The following is a 22119-nucleotide window of genomic DNA, read 5'->3' as shown; positions in this document are numbered from 1 at the left end:
TGCAGGAGACGCGGCTCGTGACGCTTTTTGATCGGTCCCCCCTACTCATTTACTGGAAGTTGAGCGGCGTGATGTAACTAGGACAAAGTGGGGTTGATATCTACCGACCCGCATTCGCTCTAATAAACGCCTCAAGCGCCGCTGGTCGCATGTTCCGCTCCCACCATGCCCAAGAAAATGCTCAGTTCGGCTTGATACTAACTGCGAGTGATGTGTCCTGTCCAGCAAGTGATTTCGCAGTAGAGCGCTGCACCTATCCACTGCATTAACGCGCGCCATCGACTCGACCTCATCGCTGCAAAAGTGGTGGGCCGGGAGCCAATAGTGTGGGCCCAGGCTGTTTCAAATCGTCTTAGTAGGCTATCCTGACGTTCACCTGACGCAAGCACTCGGGGGTCTCAGTGACAACGACCGACACCACCAAGCCCGGCCGCCCGGCCAAAGCCTACTCGCAGGCCCACCGCCTCCTCATCCTCTACGACATGCTCAACGACGGCGCGCACCTTCGCGCCAAACACACCGCCGAGAAGTTCGGCGTGAGCCGTCGCACGCTCGAGCGGGACATCAGCGTACTGCGCGAAGTCCTACAACTCGAGCGTGTCGAAACACCCGAAGTCGCCTACCGACTCGTCGGCAAGAAGCGCAGGTGGGAACTGTCATCGTGGCAGGTACTCGCCGTTGCCGTGGGCGCAAAGACCACCGACTTCCTCGCCGGCCGCCGCTTTGCCCCGGAGCTCGAACCGCTGCTCGACCAATTGCGCAGTGCGCTCAACCCTGGGCAGCGTCATCGCCTGTACGGCATCGAGCAGAAAATCCATGCGGTGCGGCTTGGCGATAAGGACTACCGAACCCGCCCCGACTTGCAGGAAGTTTTGGTCGAGCTGACCGACGGCCTCCTCTACGAAAAGCCCGCCGACGTTTCATATCTCTCACACCGACGCGCCGCAGGCGGCAAGGACCCTCGCGAGCTCTGCATCCAGCCGCTGAGCTTGGTGCTCCACCGCGGCGGAGTCTACTTCATCTGCGACGTCGCAGGTGGCGATTGGCACGGTGATGACCGGCGCATCTTGCTCGCACTCGACCGCATCGAGCACGCCGAATGCCGACGCACCGACGCCAGCTTCGACTACCCCAAAGACTTCGCCCCAGACGACTTCCTCGCCGACGCCTTCGGGATTGCTACCGTCGGAGAGCTCGAGCACATCCGGCTTCACATCGACGAGGTGTACGCGCCCTACGTCCTCGAGCGGCGCTGGCACTCGAGCCAAAACTTCGAGCACCAGCCTGACGGAAGCATCATCATGTCGCTCGAGGTGTGCGGGTATTGGGAGCTTGTCGACTGGATTCTTGGCATGGGCGAGCACGTCGAAGTGCTGGAGCCGCCGGCGCTCCGAATGAAAGTGCGTGAGCGGCTCGAGAAGGCGCTGGCCCGATACGACGACGAAGCCGATGACAGCGCTGCGACATAGTCTGTCGCAGGACCCGCTATGTTGCTCTGGCTGGCGGAACGAAAATATACGCTGCACTACTGATTGAAAATGAACTGTCACTTCACAAATGAGCACACTATGCATCGCCCTCCCCAAACACGTCTCGACGACTTGTGTCGCACCGAACGCTACTTCACCTCCGCGCTGCTGACCGGCCTGCTGTTTCACGACAACCTGCGCGGGGTCGACGAGTTCTTCCAGTGGCTCATCGAGCAGAAGGAGCTACAGGTGGCGCGTGTCGACGACGGAAAACTGGTGCGCCCGGCGAGCATCGATACCACCGGTCATCTCGAAGTACTTACGGAGTTCAACATCAAGCGGGAGCTCAGCTGCTACTACCCGAATGAGCTCGCCACACTGATCGCCGACGTCAACGATTGTGACGATACGGTCGACGTTACCGACGGCCAGAGCGTGCCAGATGTCGTCATCTTGGCCGGCAATACGCTCCTGGTGATCGAAGGGAAGTTCTTCGTCTCCGATCAGAGTCCCGCAAGGATTAACCAGCAGCTTTGCTCGCAGAAGGAAGAGATCGAATTGATGGTTCGCTACCTCGCTCCGCACATCGAGCAAACCTGCCACGCCTATTTGAGCCCCGAGACGAATTTGGAGCTCGCCGATTACGACTGCGACCTGATCATCTCGTGGGAGGACATCCACACGTTTGCAGCGGGACTGGTCGGCGAAAACCACTACATCTCGAAGCGCTTGGCTGCGGCCAACGCGCGATATCGGGCATCTCGCGTCGGCAGCACGGGCGGAGGAATCAACTACAGCCAACGTTGTGGGTTCGCAGAGACGATGCGCCTCTGCAAAGAGCACGGGGAGGCGCTCTTGGTGGGCTTCTCTGGGGGCGTGTCGAAGCTCAAATCTTCGAGCGAGGCGTACCTGTTGGAGCGCTCTTACAAGCTCGATTCGGCGACCGACGGCAAGGGAAAGAAGAAACGGTCGAACTGGATCCGGGGTGACAGGTTTCTGAAGATACTCAACCGCCACATGGAGCTCGAATCATGAACGTCAATGACCGCCGAAACATCCCTTCGTCTTTCTTCGAGAAGCACCCGATCATGCGATGGGCAGCTCTGACCGAGCAACTCGCAGGACGCGACGACATCGGCGAGCCGATTCACGACCCCGCTCAAGCGGTCTTCGTCTTGCTCCTTGTTGCGCGGGCATGCCGATACAAGCCCGGCTCCATGCGCTTTGAGGAGCACGCGACGCAACTCCAAACAGTACTCGAGCGGTTCTCGAAGCCCATCGGCGGTGAGTCCGCCCCAAACTACCCATTCTGGCGGTTCCAGGAGCACGGATTCTGGCGTCTCGAGCCCAACGCCGACGGGAAGGTCGTCGGCGTCTGCGAAGAGCGGTTGTGGCAGGCGCTCATCCAGCACCCGTGGATGCGCTACGACCTGGCCAAGAGCTTGCTCGATGCGTACTGGCCTGAAGAAATCCATGCGACCATTCGAAACGCGATTGCTCTTCCAGAAGGACCTCCGCCGCGACAGACATAGGTTGATCACTTTTCCGCCGCTGCTACACTGGCGCCACAAATATGCTGACAAACCCACTCCGGGGGTGGAAGCGCGCTTTTCGCATCCAAGAGAGTCACTCGATGATCACTGCCATTACGCTCGAGAATTTTCGAGCTATCCGCGAGCCGATTCGCATCGACATCGCCCCGATCACCTTGCTTTTCGGAGCAAACGGCGTCGGCAAGAGCGCAGTAATCAAGGCGCTGCACTTTGCCGGTCAGCAACTCGGCGTCGAGCGCTTCGAGACATTTGGTGAAGAGCTCGGCGAGTTTGTCGACTGTGTGCATGGGCAAACGACCGAGCGTGATATCCGAATCGGCGTAGAGGCTTGTTATTCTGGCCCCTTCGAGGACCTCAGCTTCGACCAAGTAATTCAAGAAGCTGCAGCAACATTCGACTTGGATATCGGCGAGCCGAGTTTCTGGGACTTTTGGGACAGCTTCGGGACGGCGGCCGTCGACATCGAGGTGGGCCAACGCACCTTCCATCACCTGCAAACACCTCATATGCGTACAACTGCGGGCGTGCCGGCTGCGCAATTCGTTCGCAGTACCTATGCCGGCAATTCCACACGAGGTTTCGACAGGCAGGTTATCGAACTCCATCCCCAGCGCCTGCTCGAGTTGATGGATGCCGATCAGGTACCGGCTGCCATCCGACAGCATGTAAACCAATGGGTAGAGTCCTCGGGAGTTGGCGACGCGTCCGCGGAGGACGGGTGGGTGGAGTTAGGCTGGGCGCCCGGCCGCTCCTTCACGGCCGACTCCGCACTCGATACATCTGTGGAAGTGAGCCCACCGGTCAAGGCGCTACTTCTTACGCCTTTCCATCTCGTCCGAGAGTCACTCTACGAATTCCTCCACGTAGGACCACTTCGGGAGCGTCCCCCGCGAGAAGAGAGAACGGCGGGCGACGTCGACATGTACGATCAATATCGTTGGTTCACCGGCGCTGCCGCTTGGGATGCGCTGCACCACGCGTCGGTGTACCAGCGTGTCGATGACAAGGTCCCCCTCATCGAGCGCGTCAACGAGTGGCTCGCCTCGCCGGAGCGCCTCGGACTTGGCCTTTCACTACGCGTGAACACGGCTCGCGAAGTGCCCTTGGAAGCCCTTAGTGCGCTCGAACAGACTCCGAATAAGATCGGCGTACACAACTTCTTGGAAGCCGTCTCCAACACACCTGCTGTCTCGCACTTCGAGATCGAAGATCGGAATCGCGGCATCGGCGTCCAAGCCCGCGACCACGGCACGGGTGTTTCACAGCTCGTCCCCCTCGTAGTCGCCGCCCACGTCAGCTATCCCTTCGACTCGCCGTTGGTTGCCATCGAACAGCCCGAGTTGCACGTCCATCCGGCGGTGCAAGCGTCACTGGGAGATCTCTTCGTGGTGCAACGGGGCAAGACTTCGCGTCGATTCATGGTGGAGACCCACAGTGAACATCTCTTGCTGCGCTTGATGCGTCGCATCCGTGAGACATACGAGCAGAAATTGCCACGCCCGGAACTCACGCTCAGCTCACAAGATGTGGCGGTCTACTACGTCGAGCAGCGCGACGGCACCGCCGAAGTATCACGGCTCGTCATCGACGAAGACGGTGACTTCCGTGCAGGATGGCCCGCCGGTTTCTTCGCCGAGCGCGCCGAGGAGTTGTTTTGATGTTTCGCGAGTACGCCATCGACCCCGACGTCTTCGCCGAGCTCGAACAGATGTTCGGCCTCTTCGTCGGTCACTTCGGTATGCAACACGGTCGCCTCATTTTCGAGCTGCCCTCGAACTGGAAAGCTAAAGTCTACGAAGCCTGCGGCGGAAGCTGGCGAAAGCGCCAGATGGTCGACCTGCTCAGGCGTCAACTCGGACGCAAAGCCTTCGTAAGACGCCGCGACACTCCCTTCGATAGCAACGAGCCATGGTTGCAAAACGCCCTGTCGGTCCACGCCGATGGCTCGGTTCACGCCATCGTCTCGACATCGGCAGAACCAAAGCCGGGAGTGCTGCGTCTCGACGACCTCCACGACGGCACGGAGCAGTGGCGCACCACGCGAAGCCTGAATGTCCCGCGGACCACAGAAGCGATGGTCGATGCCGTGCGCGTGCTGCTCGGCTACAGTCAACGTGTGCGTTTCGTCGACCCGTATTTCAATCCCAACAAGCGAAGATTCACCGACAATCTCAACGCGTTCTTGCAGGCATGCGGCAAGCTACGGGGCAAGAATGTCCGCTGCGAGATTCACTCGTCGACGAAGCCCGGACAGAGCGCCGCGTATTTCGAGCGCCAATGCCGCGAACGACTCCGCTCTCCACACGGAGTGCGAGTGGTTCGATGGCAGGCCCGCACTGATGGGCAAGACTTCCACGACCGCTTCATCCTGACCGACATCGGCGGCGTCAAGATAGGACACGGCCTCGACCACGGACAGGGGAGAGATTCGACCACGACCTTCAGCCTCTTGGAACGCGAAACCTGGGCTGAATTGCAGGGCCGCTTCGACGATGCCCGTGTGTACGATCTCGCTGATGAGTGCAGGGTTGCAGCCGTAGAGCGTTCCTAATTCAATCAGTACTCCAAATGTCCTCACCCTTCACCCAAATCCCCCAATCCGCCTGGCTCGCCAGCAACGACCTCGCCTTCGCCTTCTTCGACGGCTACCCGGTCACCGACGGCCACACACTCATCGTCCCACACCGCGTCGTTCCGACCTGGTTCGACGCCACCGTCGAAGAGCAGCAGGCCATCATGCAGCTCGTCGACGAGGTCAAAGCTGTCCTCGACGCGCGCTTCGAGCCCGACGGCTACAATATCGGCATCAACGCCGGCGAGGCGGCTGGGCAGACGGTGATGCACCTGCATGTGCACGTCATCCCGCGCTACAAGGGCGATATGCCCGACCCGCGCGGTGGGGTGCGTCATGTGATTCCGTGGAAGGGGAACTACCTCGCCGAATCCTCGCCCTCACTGGCGACGGGCGGCGCGGACGACCACTTCGTCGACCACCTGCGTCCGCTCTTCGCTCGGGCACAGCGCATCGCCATCGTCGCGGCGTTCGTCCAGGACAGTGGACTCCAGCTCTTGCAAAGCCCGCTGCGCTCGGCGCTCGACCGCGGCGTCGACGTGCGGCTGCTTACTGGCGACTACTTCAACATCACGCAGGTCGAGGCCCTCAAGCGGCTGCTCGACTGGATGGATGGCGCGGCCGCCGTGCGGGAGCAAGCCGCACGCGAAGGCTCGCTCGAGGTGCGGGTCGTCGAGGTGGGTAAGCGTGACGGGTGGCCGAAATCGTTCCACCCGAAGTCGTGGCGCTTCGAGTCGCCGAGCTTCGGCGTGGCGTTTGTCGGGAGCAGCAACATCTCGCACACCGCGCTCACCGTCGGCAGCGAGTGGAACCTGCGGGTTCGCCGTCAGAGTGACCCGCAGGGCTATGGGGAGGTCGTTCGCGCGTTCGACGCGCAGTGGGACGAGGCCACGCCGCTCACCCTCGACTGGGTGTCGGGCTACGAGCTTCGCGCCCGGGCAAAGCCAAAGCCGCTGCCAACCGGCGAGGAGGACGAGGAGGCGCCGGCCGAGGTGCCGACGCCGCACGACGTGCAGGCCGAGGCGCTCGAGGCGCTCGAAAAGGCCCGCAAGAACGGTCGCGAGCGCGCCCTCGTCGTCCACGCCACGGGCCTCGGCAAAACGTGGCTCGCCGCGTTCGACGTACGGGCGTTCGCCGACTACTTCCACACCTCGCCGCGTGTGCTCTTCGTCGCCCACCGCGCCGAGATCTTGCAGCAGGCCGCGGACACCTTTCGCAGGATTCTGCCCGAGGCGACCTTCGGGTGGTATGTCGGGTCGCGCTCGCAGGCCCACGGCGACGTCGTCTTCGCCTCCGTCCAGAAGCTCACCTACGGCGACAACCTCGCCGCCCTCAAACCCGACGCCTTCGACTACATCATCGTCGACGAGGTCCACCACGCCGCCGCTCCCAGTTACCGGCGTATCTTGGAGCACCTCGACCCGGCGTTCCTCCTGGGGCTGACGGCGACGCCCGACCGCGCCGACGAGGCCGATATCCGGCCGCTATTCGACGACTTCGTCGCCCATCGAGCGAGTATCGGCGAAGGCATCGAACTCGAATTCTTGAGCCCGTTTCACTACTTCGGACTCGCCGACGTCACCGACTACGCGCCCATTCCCTGGCGAAACGGCAAGTTCCAGACCGAGGCGCTCACCAAGGCCGTCGCCACCCACGAGCGCATGGCCAGGGTCTGGGAGGCGCTCGCCGAGCATCCGGGCGAGAGCACCATCATCTTCTGCTCGAGCATCGACCACGCGCGGTTCGTCAGCGAATGGCTCGCCGAGCGTGACATGCAGGTGGCGGCGATCTTCTCGGGCCCCGACTCCGCCGACCGCGACGCGTCGCTTCGCGCCCTCAAAGACGGCGAGTTGGATGCGGTGTGCGCGGTCGACATCCTCAACGAGGGCGTCGACATCCCGCGTGTCGATCGGGTGGTGATGCTGCGGCCGACCGAGTCGCCGGTCGTCTTCATGCAGCAGCTCGGCCGCGGGCTGCGCACCGCCGACGGCAAGGACTACCTGACGGTGCTCGACTTCGTCGGCAACCACCGCGTGTTTTTGGACCGCGTGCGCACGCTCCTGTCGCTCGGCCCGAAGCCCCTCTCACTTCGAAAATTTTTGGAGAAAGGCGAGCAGCCCGAGCTTCCGAAGGGCTGCCAGATCAACATCGAGCTCGAGGCGATCGACCTGCTCAAAGATCTGCTTCCGACGTCGAGCCGAAGCTCGCTGGTGCGCGAGTATCGCGAGCTCCACCAGGCGCGCGGCAAGCGCCCCACCGCAAGCGAGCTGCACACACTCGGGTTCAACCTGCGCACACTCAAAAAGCACGGCGGCTGGTTCGGCTTCCTCGCCGACGAGGGCGACCTGACCGACGCCGAGCTCGAGGCCTGGCGTGTCGGCGAAGCGTGGTTCCACGAACTCGAGACGACCACGCTCAACAAGAGCTACAAGATGGTCGTCGTCCAGGCGCTGCTCGACGCCGACGCGCTCGACACCGGCCTTCCCATCGACGCCGTCTCCGACCGCTGCCACCGCATCCTCGCGCGCTCGCCGGAGCTCTTCCAGGACATCGCCTCGCTCACCCAGCTCGACGACCCGCGCGATCCCGACTCCGAGCAGTGGCGAAACTTCTGGGACGCCATGCCGTTGAGCGTCTGGTCGGGCGACTACCGCCGAACGATCGACAACCCCTGGTTCACCAGGACCACCAATAAGCCGACCATAACCTCCCCGCGAGGAACGAGTGGGGAGGATCAAGGAGGGGCATCGTCGCGGTCCGGCAATGAGCCTCGTTATTTCACCTCCCACGTACCCGTCCCATCAGCGCCGGCCGCTCGCGAGGCCTTCCTGACCATGACCCGCGAACTGGTCGAGTACCGCCTGACGAAATACCGCGAGCGCTACGACGAGGCCGCCCAAGAGACCGGCGCCTTTCGCGCCAAGCTCATCAGCAACAAGCGCGACCCGATCCTCAAGCTCCCGTCGCGCAAGAAGCACCCCGACATCCCCCGCGGCGAGACCACCGTCGCGCTGCCCGACGGCCAGAAGTGGCGCTTTCGCTTCGTCAAAATCGCGGTCAACGTCGCCCACCCAGTCGGCGCGAACAAAAACCGCCTGCCCGACCTGCTGCGCACCTGGTTCGGCCCGGCGGCCGGCGAGCCAGGCACGGAGTTCCGGGTCGAGTTTCGCCCCACCAAAGACGGCTGGCGCATCGAGCCCCTGGGCGCGCACGTCATCCCGTTCCCGCGCCCCGGCCACGTCATCGCCTTCCCGAACCTGCAGGCCGCCGCCGGCGCACACCGCCTGCCGCAAGACGAGACGCCGACGTGGACGCAATTGCGACTCGCCGACGCCGACGCTCCGTCGGCCGACTTCGCCGTGCAGGCACACGGCGATTCGATGGACGGCGGCGATGTAGCGGACGAGAGAATTCGCAATGGCGACTGGGTGCTGATGCGCTGGGCGCGCGGCGAGCCGCTCGAGGCCGTCGAAGGGCGCGTGGCGTTGGTGCGTCATGCCGGGGAGTCGGACGAAGCGCCGGCGTACTACCTGAAGCGGGTGGTCGAGACGGAAGAGGGGTTCGAATTGCGGTCGGATAACCCGCGGGTACCGGCTCTTGAGGCGTCGGAGGAGACGGTTGTGGTGGCGTTGTGCGTGGGTGTCACACCCCGACACGAGGCGACGTCGCGGCATATGGACGCGTTTGTCGCCGCGTTGCCCGCACAGCTCGAACGCCACGGCGTCACCCGCGAGCCGGCCTACGCAGCCGCGCTCGAAGAGGAGGCGAGGAGGCTCGCCGAAGATGCCGCCGACCGCAGCGAGTTCATTGCCCTGCTGAGTGATTGGATGGTCGCGGAGTACGAGGTCGACGAGGCGTTTTCCAGCGCACTGCTCGACCGTATCTGGCAGCAAACACAACGCGACTGACGCGCCGGTTGTGAAGCAGCGACGGCCAGTCGACGCATGAACCCCAGGTGTCAGGATAGTTGTCGCCTCTTCCCACCCCTCCCCCCTTCTGCTATTCTGCGACGCACAACATCTAAAACGACGCTGGGGGACACAGTGGCGGCCCCCGGCAGCAGCGACCGATTGCTTCTCGGTGTGTGTGCGTGTCTAGCCCAATGGGCGGGCGCGAGTTTGTACGAGACAGCCAATCTCATCCATTGGTGCCACGTACAACTGCTCTGTGCCCCTATGGTGCTCCAAGCCTGGGGGCCTTCACCAGGAGACGACGATGCAGATTGCGCCCTTTTCTGAAATGTACCAGATGTCCATCGGCAGCATGGTGTTCTGCCTGAAGGATATCATCCGACAGATGCCCAACCTGCCGCAGCCCAACCCGACGCTGCAGGCGCGTATCGACACGGCGTTGGCCTCGGCCCAAAAGGCCAACGGCATGCGCTTCAACTGGAACGTGCAGGAGCGCCAGGTCACCAAGGGCCGCGGCGGCGCCAGCGAGACCGACAACACCATCGACAAGACGCTCACCGCGACCGACAAACACCTGGGCGCGCTGAGCCGCAACGGCCGGCGCCCCAGGCGCCAGCAGATGGCCCGCGAGCTCAAAAGCGTCTTCTTCCCCAACGGCGTGCGCCCCCTGAGCGGCCTGAGCTACGAGGACCAGCTCGCCGCCCTCGAGGTGATGCTCCAGCGCATCGACGACGAGTTCGCCGACCACATCGTCGAGTGCGGCATGGTCGTGCTCATCGACCAGCTGCGCGACCTGGTCGAGCAGTTCGCCGAGGACCTCGACGTGCGCCAGCGCGACGAGGTCACCTTCGACGAGGTCCGCGCCGCCGAGCACATCGCCCGCGAGGACTTCGACCACGTGCTGGTCACCATCCTGGCCGACTACCGCCCCCAGCCCGAGGTCCGCTCGGCGCTGCTCGCCCAGGTCGTCGACCAGCAAGAGCGCATCGCCGCGCACATGAAGCGAAACGGCACCATCCCCAACGTCGACCCGAACACCGGCGAGGTCCTCGACCCCGACAGCGGCCAGCCGGTCGAGCCGCCGGTCGTCGACACCGACACCGACACGGACATCGACACCGACACAGACGCCGACCCGGTCGACCCGTCGACCGAGGACGACCCCGTCGAGGCCTGATCCTTTTCAACCCAAACGAGCGCGGTCGTCGCAATCTCCCCTGCACCTTCACGCATTACGACCGCGCTCGTTCCTCCCACCGGTCTCCCTCCCCCCAGATCGACCGCGGTCGTCGGCCGAGCAACCTCACCCGCTCCGCCAACGACCGCGGTCGCCCACACCGCCGGCCCCCCTCCAGCCCAATCGACCACGCTCGCTCCCCCTCGACGGTCCACTTTCGCCGCCCACGACCGCGCTCGTTCCCCCTCAAAGGTCCACCTTCGCCGCCAACGACCGCGCTCGTCCCCGTCGAGGAGTGTCCCTCGCACATAACGACCGCGGTCGTTCGCGCTGAGGGTCCACCCTCGAGTGCAAACGACCGCGGTCGTTATGTCTCGAGGGGGGACCCTTGGAAAGAACGACCGCGGTCGTTCGTGCTGAGGGTGCATTAAAAATCGCAACGACCGCGCTCGATCCGGCCAAAGGGTGGGTTCCGGGCGACACGACCGCGGTCGTTCGCGGAGTCGAAGGGGTTGCGCCGACGGTGAGCGCGGTCGATCGAAGGCGGCCCGACTCGCGGCCCGAACGACCACAAGCTCGCCCAACGCCACCAGTGTGTTGCAGGATGCCCACGACGTGCCTAAAACAAACGAGAGAGAGACGCCCAACCAGGAGACCCCGTGACACAGACAGCCGACGAACTTCTCGAAGAGTTGCGCCAAAGCGGTGAGGTACTCGATCCGAATCTGCGCGAAGCGATTCGACAGGCCGACCGCGACGCGATCACCCCCGGCCTTCATCGCCCATTTGAACGAATCCCTCGACGGTACGCTCAGCTGCGTCGAGGGCAGGGTTGAGGGGCTCCGTTTTAGTGAAAAGTGATAGCTCGCCGAGGCTGCGAACGTTCAGGAGATACATGAACCACACCATCGATCAACTCATCGACGCACTCGTCGACGGTGGACGCGACCTGACTGACGGGCGACGCAGCGAACTCATCTTCACGCTGCGGGCCAAAGGGCCCGCCGCGCTCGAACCGATTCTCGAAGCGCTCGAGCAGCTAGAGGATGAGTCGACACGCCACGCGCTGCTCGACGCCGCCTCCGACCTGGGCGTCCACGACGAGCGTCTCCGCTCCCACCTCGTCGACCTCCTCGACCCACACCCGATGCTCGCCACGATGTTCCTATCGACTTACGGCGACCCCGACACACTCCCGGCTGTGCGGCGCACTCTCGACCGCGTGCGCTCCGGCGCAAACGACCCGCTCGCCGACGACTCGATCCGCGAGCTGGAGCGTGCGATCGACGAACTGGAGTTCGACGAGGATGTCGACGCGGGCAAGACCGCCGAGGAGCTCCGGCGCGAGATTGAAGATCTCCGGCACGAGAATGCGCGGCTTCGCGAGGAGATCGGGCTATCCGGCGAGCCGTATCGAAAAGGGGCGAGTGAGAAGCTCGGACGCAACGACCCGTGTTGGTGTGGGAGTGGCCGGAAGTATAAGCGATGTCATCTGAAGTCGGACCAGTCTTAATAGATGTCTCTTTGTTCGTTTGCATTGAGAGGAGCCACTCTACCTCCGTCCACAAGAGCGACGAGGAAGAGGCTTTCCACGGCGGAGTATAGTCGCCCTCGAGTTGGTCGACGAACTCGAGAAGCTCGGCCACCCCCAAGACCAGAACAGCCAAAAGCTCGCCATCCCGTGGAACACGTTGAGGCGTTGGCAGAAGAAACGCGCCGCCGGGCATATCAAATACGAGCTTGCTTGTGTTCAGCTGCAAAATGGCACCTCTCCCTCACCGGACACACCTCACAATTCGGCGAAGGCGCGCACACCTCTCGGGTGAAATCGAGCAACGCATAGCCAAACCGGCTCGGCTCGTACTCATGCTCGAACAGCCGATCCACGAACTGAAGGAACCACTTGCGGCGCCGCGTCTCCCCGTCCCATTCGAAGCCGAAATAGCGACCGAGCAGACGCACGACATTTGAGTCGACAAACGAATCGGGCTGATTGCGGTGAAGCACCTGGAACGCGCCCGATACATAGGGACCGACGCCCGGCAACTCCTTTAGTCCGTCCCTCGTATCAGGAACTTCACCCGTCAGCTCTGCAAGTTGGTCGCCGAGCTGGCTGATGTATTTCGCTCGCCAGGCCAGGCCGAGCGAGTAGATTGCATCACCGACCTCTTCCGTCGATGCTTCGGCCAAGGATTCGGGGGTGGGAAAGCGTTCGAAGAAGTCGTCGTAGAGTTGGGCGACGGCGCTCGCGCGTGTGCGCTGCAAGAGGATTTCGGTGACGAGGAGCTTCCACTCGTCGTCTGGTTTTCGCCAGGGGAAATCGTGGTCCTCGGGGCTCCACCACTCGATGATGCCCTTGCGGAGGTAAGCCCACTTTTCCTCGGGAGTTTCTTGTGCGTCGGGATACGACATCGATGCTTGAGGGGAAGGGGAGGAAACCAGTACAACTGTACGGCCAGCGAAACCCGCCGGCAGAGACTAACAACCAGCGCTACAGACACCAGTCACCATAATGGGCAACAACGAAAGTCATTCCTTCGACTTCATCGATCTCTTTGCGGGCATCGGTGGAATCCGCATCGCACTCGAGAAAGCGGGCGGCCACTGCGTGATGACCTCCGAGATCGACAAGTGGGCACGGAAGACCTACCAAGCCTATTTCAACGACGGTGACGATCATCTGTTCAACGAGGATATCACGGCGATCGAGCCGGCCGAAGTTCCCGACCATGACGTGCTCGCCGGTGGATTCCCGTGTCAGCCGTTCTCGCTGGCCGGTGTCTCCAAAAAGAACGCCCTCGGCCGCTCGCACGGGTTCGACGATCCGACGAAGGGGACGCTCTTTTTCAATATCAAGAAGATCTTGATGGAGAAGACGCCCTCGGCGTTTCTTCTGGAGAACGTCAAAAACCTCCGCTCGCACGACGGCGGCGATACGTGGAAGGTAATCGCGTACTCGCTGCACCAGGCGGGCTACGCATTCACCGACAAGATCATCGATGCCGCCGACGTCCTTCCCCAGCACCGAGAGCGTGTGTTCATCGTCGGGTTTCATCGCGAGACCTTCGGACTCGGGGAGCGCCGCCTCGACTGGTCTTCGTTCTGGCAAACGGTTGAAGAAGGGATCGAGCGCCGGGCCGAGTCCTATCGACAGGAGTACGAAGTTTCCGCCGACCAAGACTGGCCGCTGGTCAAACATGTACTCGAGGACCACGCCGACGTGCCCGACAAGTACACGTTGACGCCGGGCCTGTGGGAGTATCTGCAGGAGTACCGCAGAAAACACCGCGCCAAAGGCAACGGGTTCGGCTACGGAATGGTCAAAGGCGACGAGGCATACACGCGCACCATCAGTGCACGCTACTACAAGGACGGATCAGAAGCGCTCGTCTACCAGGGAGAGGAGGTACGACCTCGACGACTGACACCGCTCGAGTGCTCGCGCCTGCAGGGCTTTCCGAAGGAGTTCCAGAAGCTCTATGAGCGAACTGAAGAGGTCGAGCAACCGGTAAGCGACACCCAGGCCTACAAGCAGTTTGGGAACAGCGTGTGCGTCCCGGTGGTCGAGGCTATCGCCGACCCCATGAGTTCCTTTCTGGCAGATCCAGAGCAGCTCCACGCGCTTCCGGATACCGACGAGCCCTTCCAGGCTGCACTGTTTAATGCCAAGAGCATGAAACAGGTACTGGAGCGGGTCGGTCAGTGAGTGCGCCTTAGAGCCGCTCGTGCAACTTCTCGCGCACAAACTCCTCGACCTCGTCGGGCACGTTGACTCCTTCTGCAGCTCCCAGCGCACCACGAATCTGCAATGAAATCGGTGCCCCCCGAGGCAGCACAAATGCGTGCAGTTGGTCGTCCGTCAGGCTCGTGGCGAGGACGAGCATGTCACGCTCTTCGGCCTCCTCGAGTGGAGTGCCTGCCGGATAGTAGAGTCTCCATTCGCTTCGCCGAGGGCTCGAAGCCCGCGCGTCGTACCACTTTACCCGGCCATCAAAGTCCTTGCGGACTGAGCCGTCCTTCCAGAACAGACGCCAATGGCAATCGAGTTGTTGCTCCTCCTCACCCAGCAACTGGCGCAGAGCCGTGACTCCCTGAATTTCGTGCTGGTTGCTCGATGAGTTCGGCAGATCGATCGGGCGCAGGTGACGCACGGCGATCTTGTCGTAGATTCGGCCGGGCGACGGAGGGTTCCCTCCCATCGCCTCGATCGTCTCGACGAAGAGACCGCGAATCGTCTCCAGGCGATCTTCTTCGGCGACCGCATCCAAGTTTGCGAACGCAGCTCGACGCACCACACGCTTCATCACTTCGCGCAGCAAATGCTCTTCAGGGGATTGTCGCAGCCCTTCGACGTAGGGGCGATACTTTATAAACTCGGTGGCGATCGAGCGGCAAAGATCGTGATAGCCGGCGATGTTTCCACGCTCGAGCAATGCCACCATGTTGTCCTCCGTGAGCCCGCGGCCGGAAGTGTCGAGCAACCACACTTCGTCATCGGCCGTTGGATCACGCAGAATGGTGGCACGCCACCACAGGCGTTGCAGCAGGTTTCGGTTTCCCCCGAGAAAACGCGATTCGGTCGTAGGGCCGGTGACAACCGAGCTCTTCGTCGAGCCGAAACGCCAGACGACGGCTTCCGGCACCAACTTGCAAGTGAGGTATTGCCATACCTCATCGCGCAGGGCCTCTCCGGGGATGATCGGGAGCCTCAGGAGAATGCGGGCGAGCTCGAGATCAAATTGGCGCTGGCCCTCGAGGAAGCGTTGGTCGGGGTAGCCCGAGGCCTTTGCAGCCTCGATCACCTGTTGACGAAACTCCCGTAGAATGTCGTCTGTGACTTTCGGTCCGCCGGTCGGGGCAAAAAGAACCCCGTCAATATCAGATCGCGGCCGTGCTTCAGCGACCTGCTCGGGGCTCATCTCGTGGAAACGCTCCGCCCAGAGCTTGGCGTTTCCTTTTTGCAGTCGAGGGAACAGATAAAGGGTCATGACGGAAACTCCAGCAGTGCCCCCTGTACAATCGTCTCGAATCGTTGAGGTGCTTCACGATGCAGTGCACCAATCTGGGGCAACGTCAGATTGGGAAAGAGCAGCCGGGCGCGAGCGCGAAGGGAGTCACCGAGAGACCCTTCCGGGTACTGGTGCTCGGGATCGCAAAACACTTCGTCGCTCACAGCACGCGAAATCAGCTGGCGGCCGATATCGAAGTACATCATCTGAGTCGCAAATGCCGAACCGTAGGAGCTGTCGTCTGGCGAGACGAGCTCGACCAGCTCTTGGTGCTGTGAATTGAGGTAGATCTCCATGCCGACCGAAGGAGGAAGCTCGAAGCCTTCCGGGACAACCTCGACGACCCAAGCTGCATTCGGGTTGTCGAACTTCTCCGGAAAGTCTTTGAAGTTCACGACGCATACAGGCAACCGTGAGCCGGGGCTTTCGAGAATCCGCTTTTCCGTGGTTTGCCACAGCACACTGCCCGGAACCCTCGCGCCGCCGGGTTGTGGCGAGTTCTCCTCGACAAGCATGACAAAGGTGTGGAGGTAGAGCGTTCCACCCGTTTGAGACCCCCAGATGGGCAAACTCAACGACACCTCAATACGTCTGTCTTCATCGAGGTCGATCTCTACTTCCTCACCGCGGCCGCGCATGTAGTTCGTAAGGTCCGTACTCCACTCGGCGAACACAGCAATCCGGGCATCCTCGGATAGCTGGCAAGCCTCTCTGAAAGCCGCCAAATCGATCTCGAGAGCGCGGGAGAAGCGAAGATTGACCAGGTAGTCCCAGTGGTCGGCGTCGCCTCCGTCTTGACCGGTCGTAATCTCCCAGGGTGAAGCAAAGAGAAGTTCACCGGGAGGCTCTTCGGGAAGCTTTGCAAATGGGGGGATTTTGAGTTTTGTAGCCATGAATTACTCCGCCTTGGCGATACCTTCGGCGCTCAGATCGATGTCGACCATGCAATCGGCCGGCTGAACAACGGTCACCACACCGTCTTCGACATCTGGCGGTATGGTCAGCGTGATCTCACTCGCGTCGCCCTTCGGTTGTTGCGCAACGGCATCTCCCACCACCCAGCTTTTCACAACGGGCTTTCGGCCGCCTTCGGGCGGCGCGGACTCCTTGGCGCCTCCGGCGGTGACAACGGAGACCTGGAAGGTGATTTCGGAACCTTCGGTGTTGTCGAGATGCCCGACGGAGAAGGGAACTTCCAGCTCGACCTCGTTCGTACCGGGCCTTCGAACGGGAGGCTTCACCTGAATTTGCGGTTTCTTCTCTCGGGTTCCTCCGCCGCCCCCACCGTTGGAGGAGATCGTCTCCTTGCCCCGTGCGCTTTCATTGAGACCGGGCAGCAAGCCGCCCAGATGATCAGCAAGGCCAGCGACCGACTTGGTGTAGGCCGAGGTCACGAGATCCGTCGTCGGAGCTACGAATTTGCGGGTCTTCTCGTCAATGCGAGTAAACGACACGTTCACGTAGATACGCTCGTTGCGGTCGGAGAGTCGCTCCCGGACCCAATCGTCGTGGCTGGGCGGCTCGGCGCGAGCAAAGACATCCTCAATGTCTCGGTCGGTCACAAAGACACCGGCATACTGCTCGCCCTCACGAGGCGGGATACCTGACGGCTGCATATACTTGAGGACCATCAAGGTATTGCGCATGAGAGCCACATGGCGAAGTGGCTCCTCCGGACTTACCGGCGAACTGGGGTCCGGGGTTGCTCGCATGCGTGCAAAGGCGCGACGCGCCAAGCCCAGCCTTCCAAGCAGCGCCTTGGGACTCTTGCTTCGAATTTCGAAGGTGCGGGCCATCTGGCTTTCGTCGCGACGGCCCCTGAGCGTATCGAAGGCCCTCGTGAAAGCTTTCAAGCGCGAGTGGTGTCGAGGGTCAGGAATCCGAACGTCTTGCCCCTCCCAACGAACGGCGAACTTGATGCCTCCGGCGAGCATCCGGGGCCAGCAGTTCCACAAGATGCTCGAGACAATCTGCTCTTTGGGCGTGGCGGCCCGCTCTTTTTTCGAACGCTTGTCCGACTCGCCGTCGGCTTCTACCGACGACATCGCCGGATCGAGAACCATGATGGTCGTTCCGGTTTCTGCTTTGCCGGGCACCGGCATGCCGAGAGCTTTGGCAATTGCATCGGCCGACTCGCCGATGACCGGCCCAACCCAGCCGTCTCGATCCTCGCCCCACCAGTGACGCCCCGTGCACTGCTCATCAGTGCGCGGGTCCCTGTACTTGTCGAGCCATGAAACTCCGACGAAGCGTGACTCCAGCTCCCCACCGACCTCGGTGCGTGAGTGGACGAGGATAGTGCGTGCTCGACTGGCCCGGAAGAAAGACGAGCGACCGTACCCATAGCTACCGCCGGAGACGGTGCCCTGGTGGTCCGTCGAAGGCTTCGTCTCGCCAATCATGTAGACAAAGTTGACGAAATCGCGGCGGCCTCCGGCAGTCTCCGTAGGTCGAACAGGACCGGCGAGTCCGCGGGTGTTTCGGTCCCAGACCAGAAGCACGGGGAGCTCGGGCTCATGGGTCAGGCCGTCGAGCTTCGGTGGATGCGAGTGCAGGATGGAGTCCTGCAGCGTTCGAAGAGGCCGGTCGCGCAGGGTCTTGTACTCGACCCCGAACTCGATCGCGTCGGCGTCCTCGCGACGAGCGTCCCAGCTATTCTGGACGGCCTCGCGTACAAGGAGCTCGAGCGGTTCGAGCTTCGGTGCGCCCAAGAGGTTTCCTAGACCATCCCCTGTGATATTGCCGTAATCCGTTACCTTTTCGGCGTGGTAGTGCAGACTTGTCACGTCGTCACCAGCGCTTGGAGAGCTTCTTGAAGTTCTTCGTCAGTGATCGGCTCGACACCATCGACGTCGAGATTGATATCATAGTTTACGCGCTCCACTCCGGCGGGAAGCTGTGCGGAGAAAGAGGAAGCAACCAGACGAGGGAAGCCCGGCTGATCAACTCGGTAGGTGAGACGCTCGACAACTTCGAAGCGGGTCTCCTCATACTTAGCCCGGTCAACCGGTGAATAGCCCACGGCAGCGAGCTTCTCGTGAAGGTCGACGGAGTTGACGCCTTTGGCTTTGAGTTGATCGACAAGCCCGGGAATGGTGATTCCCTGGCCGACCGGCTCTCGAAGGGCCACAAAGTGCAAATAGAGCCGTCCCTCGGAAATATCGAGCTGGTCGAGAGACTGCACATGCACCCGCCGGCCCTCGACTCGCATGGAACTCTTTACTTCGATGTCGACCGCCTCGGAGACAAAATCGTGGCGTCCGCCGTCGGGGCCGACCCATGCTTTGATTGCCTTGGGGGAGAGCTCCGCAAGGTCATTGAGGAGCAGTAGCTCGGTGATAAGCCCGGCCTGCTTTTGTGGCGAAAGCATGGTGACCGGAACCCGCTCGAGCAGTTGTCGCCAACGCTCGAGGACTCGCACACAAACCGGGAAAGGCGATGCGCCCTCTTCGGCCAGCAACTCGTCGATCATGTCCTGCGCGACCACGCTGAACATATCGTTCAACTCGCTGAGCTGGCAGGAGATATCGCAGTACAGACGCTGCTTTCCGTCCGAAATGTAGGGTTTGACCTCCACACGCATGCCACGGCTCGAATTGTCGAGCTCTTCGGACGCGTTGTCCGGCGCGGGTACCACGACGTGGCGACGGCCCTTTGGGTCGACGCCTACGTAGATCTCCCCCCATGTGGTTCGTGCTCCCGACCGGAGCAATTGTAAATCGCTGAGCGATAGCCCATCCGAAGCGATTTCTGCGGCAATGTCATTCCACAACTGCTCGAGCTTCACTGCTAATTCCTAGCCTTCCAGTTCCTGTTCGTCTTCGCTGACCGCAATATCTTCTTCTTCGGGGCGACTCTCGTCGAGCCCCTCGCCCTCGAAAACGCGGTCGAGGTTGTTCTTCACGTAGTCGCGCATCGGGCGCTTCGATTTTGGGAAAGACAAGCCGATGCCGATGATGTGCTCTTTGGCGTCGAGGGGATGACGAAGCTTCGATTCGTTTGCTGGTTCTGAGTCTTTGTCGATCGGATAAATAAGCAGCAGACCGTTATCCGGCTGTCTTTCGTTGCGCATGTTTTTGATACTCTCACTGTTCAGGCTTTTGAGTGAGCCATCCCAGTCGAGATCGATGATCCTATCTGCCCGAGAGGTAAGCGCTTTGATGTTGGCCGGTTGAATTTTGCGGAACCGCGAACGTGTGACGAGATGAGTCGTGACATCGGCTCCGATATCGAGCGAATCGAGGCGCTGATTGCCGATGATACCGATATTCCACGTCTGCAGCCCTTCGTGCTCGAGCTCCCGCTCGACATAGTTAATGAGCAAGCGATTTTCGAAATCCTCATGCAGCGATTGGTATTGCCGCAGAAACTCCAGCACGGGCTCGACATCGACGTTTCGGTAGAGCCAGCGCGCTCCCGCCTGATTCTCCGACTGATGCTTCCCACTCACCTGCTCGAGAAGCTCTCGTGTGACCTCGAGGTTCGACTGAAGCCACTCACGGTCGTCGTGCTTGAACTGGAACGTCTGAATGTGGCTATCGCTATAAGAGGCCGACGCAAGTGTCACATGCTGCATCTTGAGCCGTGACGTGACAGCAAGCTTCGGATGTGTCTGAACCCGTACGGCGAAATCGAGAGGTGTTTTGTTCTCCTTTTCATAGCGACGAATGTCGTGGCGAATCTCCTCTTCGACCGTAGCCAAGTGGATGAAGTGGTCCTGCAACTCGGAGGTCATCCACACGCGCGGCAAGTCCTCATAGCCCGGCCGGTAGCCAAACCAACGCCCCATTTGCAAGAGCGTGTCGTAGGCTGACGCCGTACGAATGAAGTAGCTGACAATGAGCCCTTCAATCGTAAGGCCGCGGGAGAGCGTGTTTCCGCCGATGGCGATATGAACACCGGCCTCTTCTGTGTTGTAGTTCAGGCCGCTACCAATCTGACCGTTATCAACAACTACCTCGCAGCGCTCGAACACCTCGTCGATATGCTCGGCGATTTCGTCAAACGACACTTCATTGATTTCCATCTGGAGATCGGCAGGCGTCACGCGTGCGTTCTCCTGCTCCCATAGAGTCTGGAGCTCGCTGCTCAGATCGGCGCGATATTTGGTCCACTCCTTCTCGAACTCGCGCACGTATCCGGCCACGAGCTGCTGCAACTGACCGTGCGTATACGTGTAGAGCGTCGTGTGAATAAGCATGCTGCTATGCTTATTTGTCTGCCCTCGCGCCAGCCGACAGGCACTGGCCAAGACGAAATACCGAAGCGCATTTTCGAGCGTCGGCGTCATTTCCGGCTGGAACTCGAAACGCTCGTTTCTTCCCGGCGGCTGCATGCGAACAGCGTCCTCTTCCGGCACGTCACGGAGCATATCGAGGCCGTCGTAACTCGCCTCATCGTCATCGTAGCGAATCATCTCACGACCGAAGATGCGCTCCGCACCGAAGTACTGACGAGGCCGGGGAAGATCGAAGATAAAATCACGCGGGTAGAGATCTTCTGGAAGCGTCGGATCGATGAAGATGTTGGCGAACGGTGTCGCGGTGTAGCCGATGTAGACACTCTTCGGAAGCGTCTCGAGCAACTGAACAATTCGTTGGTTGATGGCGCTACGCTCATCTGCCTTTCGGCGAGTATTCACACTCGCTTGGTCCGCTTCGTCATCGATGATGACCACGGGGCAGCCGCGTTTGACGTCGTCCTTGGCTTGGGCGAAGAACTTTCGCAGCCGGTCCAGAATGTAGACGTTCTTTTTGACGACGCAGAGGATTCGGCCCTCGGGGTGCCGAGGGTTCAGCATGTAGTCGGGATTGCCGACGCCCTGGAAGTCTTGGGTAGCGGAGGTGAGTTCGTTCCAGTTCTCGCTGTTCGGCGCGCACAGCTCTGCGTGCAGTCGACGCTGCGTCTGGCGACGCAACGAACTGGTCATTCCGGTCAGAACGATGAAGAGCTTGTAGCCAATGTCTGCAGCCTTCGCGATAAGGCCGGTGTAGTTCGCGGTCTTACCGCTCTGCACGTATCCGAGCACCAAGCCTCGCGTGGAGATATCGCCCTCTCCGGGATGCGGCAGATACGCCATCAGCTTTGTGGTGGCCGTATCGACGCTCTCGATTGCTGAATTCGCCCAGCCCTTCTCGTGGAGAAGACCCTTGTAAGCCGGCCAGCACCAAGCCGTATCGAAGTCAGGGCCAGGGTACCAAGTCTCGATGTGCTCCTGCCCCTCCAGCACACGCGGGTCCGTGAATTTGATGAATCGGCGGGTACGCTTTCGATACTCTTCGGCGATTTTGTCGACCACGGCCTCGTCTCCAACGAAACGAAGCAAACGCGCACGTGCCTTTTCCGGCGCGTAGCCGCCGCGGATCCACATCTCGTAATCTTGGAGGTATTCTTCGAGCTCCAACTTATCGACCTGAGTCATGACAGAA

The 22119-nt window shown here is 61.3% G+C and carries 15 protein-coding genes; 9 read left to right on the top strand and 6 right to left on the bottom strand.

Annotation, left to right across the window (positions count from 1 at the left end):
• Nucleotides 1-401 precede the first annotated feature (401 nt).
• The 8 genes from FIV42_RS15540 to FIV42_RS30725 all read left to right on the top strand — a co-directional run bounded on the left by FIV42_RS15540 (nucleotide 402) and on the right by FIV42_RS30725 (nucleotide 12195).
• Nucleotides 402-1469, top strand: coding sequence for a helix-turn-helix transcriptional regulator (locus FIV42_RS15540; protein ID WP_141198581.1), 1068 nt, complete (start codon nucleotides 402-404; stop codon nucleotides 1467-1469).
• A 99-nt stretch (nucleotides 1470-1568) separates the two neighbouring features.
• The gene (locus tag FIV42_RS15535; protein WP_141198580.1) at nucleotides 1569-2504 is read left to right on the top strand and encodes a hypothetical protein; all 936 of its coding nucleotides are present in this window, start codon (nucleotides 1569-1571) and stop codon (nucleotides 2502-2504) included.
• Entirely contained in the window at nucleotides 2501-3001 is a 501-nt protein-coding gene (locus tag FIV42_RS15530) for a hypothetical protein (RefSeq protein ID WP_141198579.1), read from the top strand. The genes FIV42_RS15535 and FIV42_RS15530 overlap by 4 nt, the downstream gene beginning before the upstream one ends.
• A 101-nt stretch (nucleotides 3002-3102) precedes the next feature.
• Nucleotides 3103-4680: an AAA family ATPase gene (locus FIV42_RS15525; RefSeq protein WP_168210681.1), complete on the top strand. Its 1578-nt coding sequence runs from the start codon at nucleotides 3103-3105 to the stop codon at nucleotides 4678-4680.
• A complete protein-coding gene (locus tag FIV42_RS15520; protein WP_146983775.1) occupies nucleotides 4680-5573 on the top strand; it encodes a hypothetical protein in 894 nt (297 codons plus the stop codon). The genes FIV42_RS15525 and FIV42_RS15520 overlap by 1 nt, the downstream gene beginning before the upstream one ends.
• 17 nt (nucleotides 5574-5590) lie before the next feature.
• The gene (locus tag FIV42_RS15515) at nucleotides 5591-9502 is read left to right on the top strand and encodes a DEAD/DEAH box helicase family protein (protein WP_141198576.1); all 3912 of its coding nucleotides are present in this window, start codon (nucleotides 5591-5593) and stop codon (nucleotides 9500-9502) included.
• A gap of 307 nt (nucleotides 9503-9809) precedes the next feature.
• Nucleotides 9810-10682, top strand: a complete 873-nt coding sequence (locus tag FIV42_RS15510) for a hypothetical protein (RefSeq protein WP_141198575.1) — start codon at nucleotides 9810-9812, stop codon at nucleotides 10680-10682.
• 895 nt (nucleotides 10683-11577) lie between these two features.
• The gene (locus tag FIV42_RS30725; RefSeq protein ID WP_222615243.1) at nucleotides 11578-12195 is read left to right on the top strand and encodes an SEC-C metal-binding domain-containing protein; all 618 of its coding nucleotides are present in this window, start codon (nucleotides 11578-11580) and stop codon (nucleotides 12193-12195) included.
• A 215-nt stretch (nucleotides 12196-12410) separates the two neighbouring features.
• Here the strand turns inward: FIV42_RS30725 and FIV42_RS15500 are convergent, their stop codons facing one another.
• A complete protein-coding gene (locus FIV42_RS15500; RefSeq protein WP_141198574.1) occupies nucleotides 12411-13094 on the bottom strand; it encodes an HhH-GPD family protein in 684 nt (227 codons plus the stop codon).
• A gap of 100 nt (nucleotides 13095-13194) precedes the next feature.
• Here FIV42_RS15500 and dcm point away from each other — a divergent pair, with 100 nt between their 5' ends.
• Complete coding sequence (gene dcm, locus FIV42_RS15495) at nucleotides 13195-14388, top strand: DNA (cytosine-5-)-methyltransferase (RefSeq protein ID WP_141198573.1); 1194 nt, start codon at nucleotides 13195-13197, stop codon at nucleotides 14386-14388.
• A 7-nt stretch (nucleotides 14389-14395) separates the two neighbouring features.
• Here dcm and FIV42_RS15490 read toward each other — a convergent pair whose 3' ends face one another.
• From FIV42_RS15490 to FIV42_RS15470, 5 genes are read right to left on the bottom strand one after another with little or no spacing between them, the layout of a single operon-like run.
• Nucleotides 14396-15670 carry a DUF6339 family protein gene (locus FIV42_RS15490; RefSeq protein ID WP_141198572.1) on the bottom strand — a complete coding sequence of 425 codons (1275 nt, stop codon included), beginning with the start codon at nucleotides 15668-15670 and terminating at the stop codon, nucleotides 14396-14398.
• Nucleotides 15667-16584, bottom strand: coding sequence for a hypothetical protein (locus tag FIV42_RS15485; protein WP_141198571.1), 918 nt, complete (start codon nucleotides 16582-16584; stop codon nucleotides 15667-15669). The genes FIV42_RS15490 and FIV42_RS15485 overlap by 4 nt, the downstream gene beginning before the upstream one ends.
• 3 nt (nucleotides 16585-16587) lie before the next feature.
• On the bottom strand, nucleotides 16588-18477 hold the full coding sequence (locus FIV42_RS15480) for a hypothetical protein (protein WP_141198570.1): 1890 nt from the start codon (nucleotides 18475-18477) through the stop codon (nucleotides 16588-16590).
• Complete coding sequence (locus tag FIV42_RS15475) at nucleotides 18474-19478, bottom strand: PD-(D/E)XK motif protein (protein ID WP_141198569.1); 1005 nt, start codon at nucleotides 19476-19478, stop codon at nucleotides 18474-18476. Before FIV42_RS15475 ends, FIV42_RS15480 begins: the two co-directional genes overlap by 4 nt.
• A gap of 9 nt (nucleotides 19479-19487) precedes the next feature.
• Nucleotides 19488-22112 carry a Z1 domain-containing protein gene (locus FIV42_RS15470; RefSeq protein ID WP_141198568.1) on the bottom strand — a complete coding sequence of 875 codons (2625 nt, stop codon included), beginning with the start codon at nucleotides 22110-22112 and terminating at the stop codon, nucleotides 19488-19490.
• Between the last annotated feature and the right edge of the window lie 7 nt (nucleotides 22113-22119).

The organism is Persicimonas caeni (assembly GCF_006517175.1).
Classification (GTDB): Bacteria; Myxococcota_A; Bradymonadia; order Bradymonadales; family Bradymonadaceae; genus Persicimonas; species Persicimonas caeni.
Note: the sequence above shows the minus strand (reverse complement) of the source record. Positions and strands in the feature narration are given on the sequence as shown.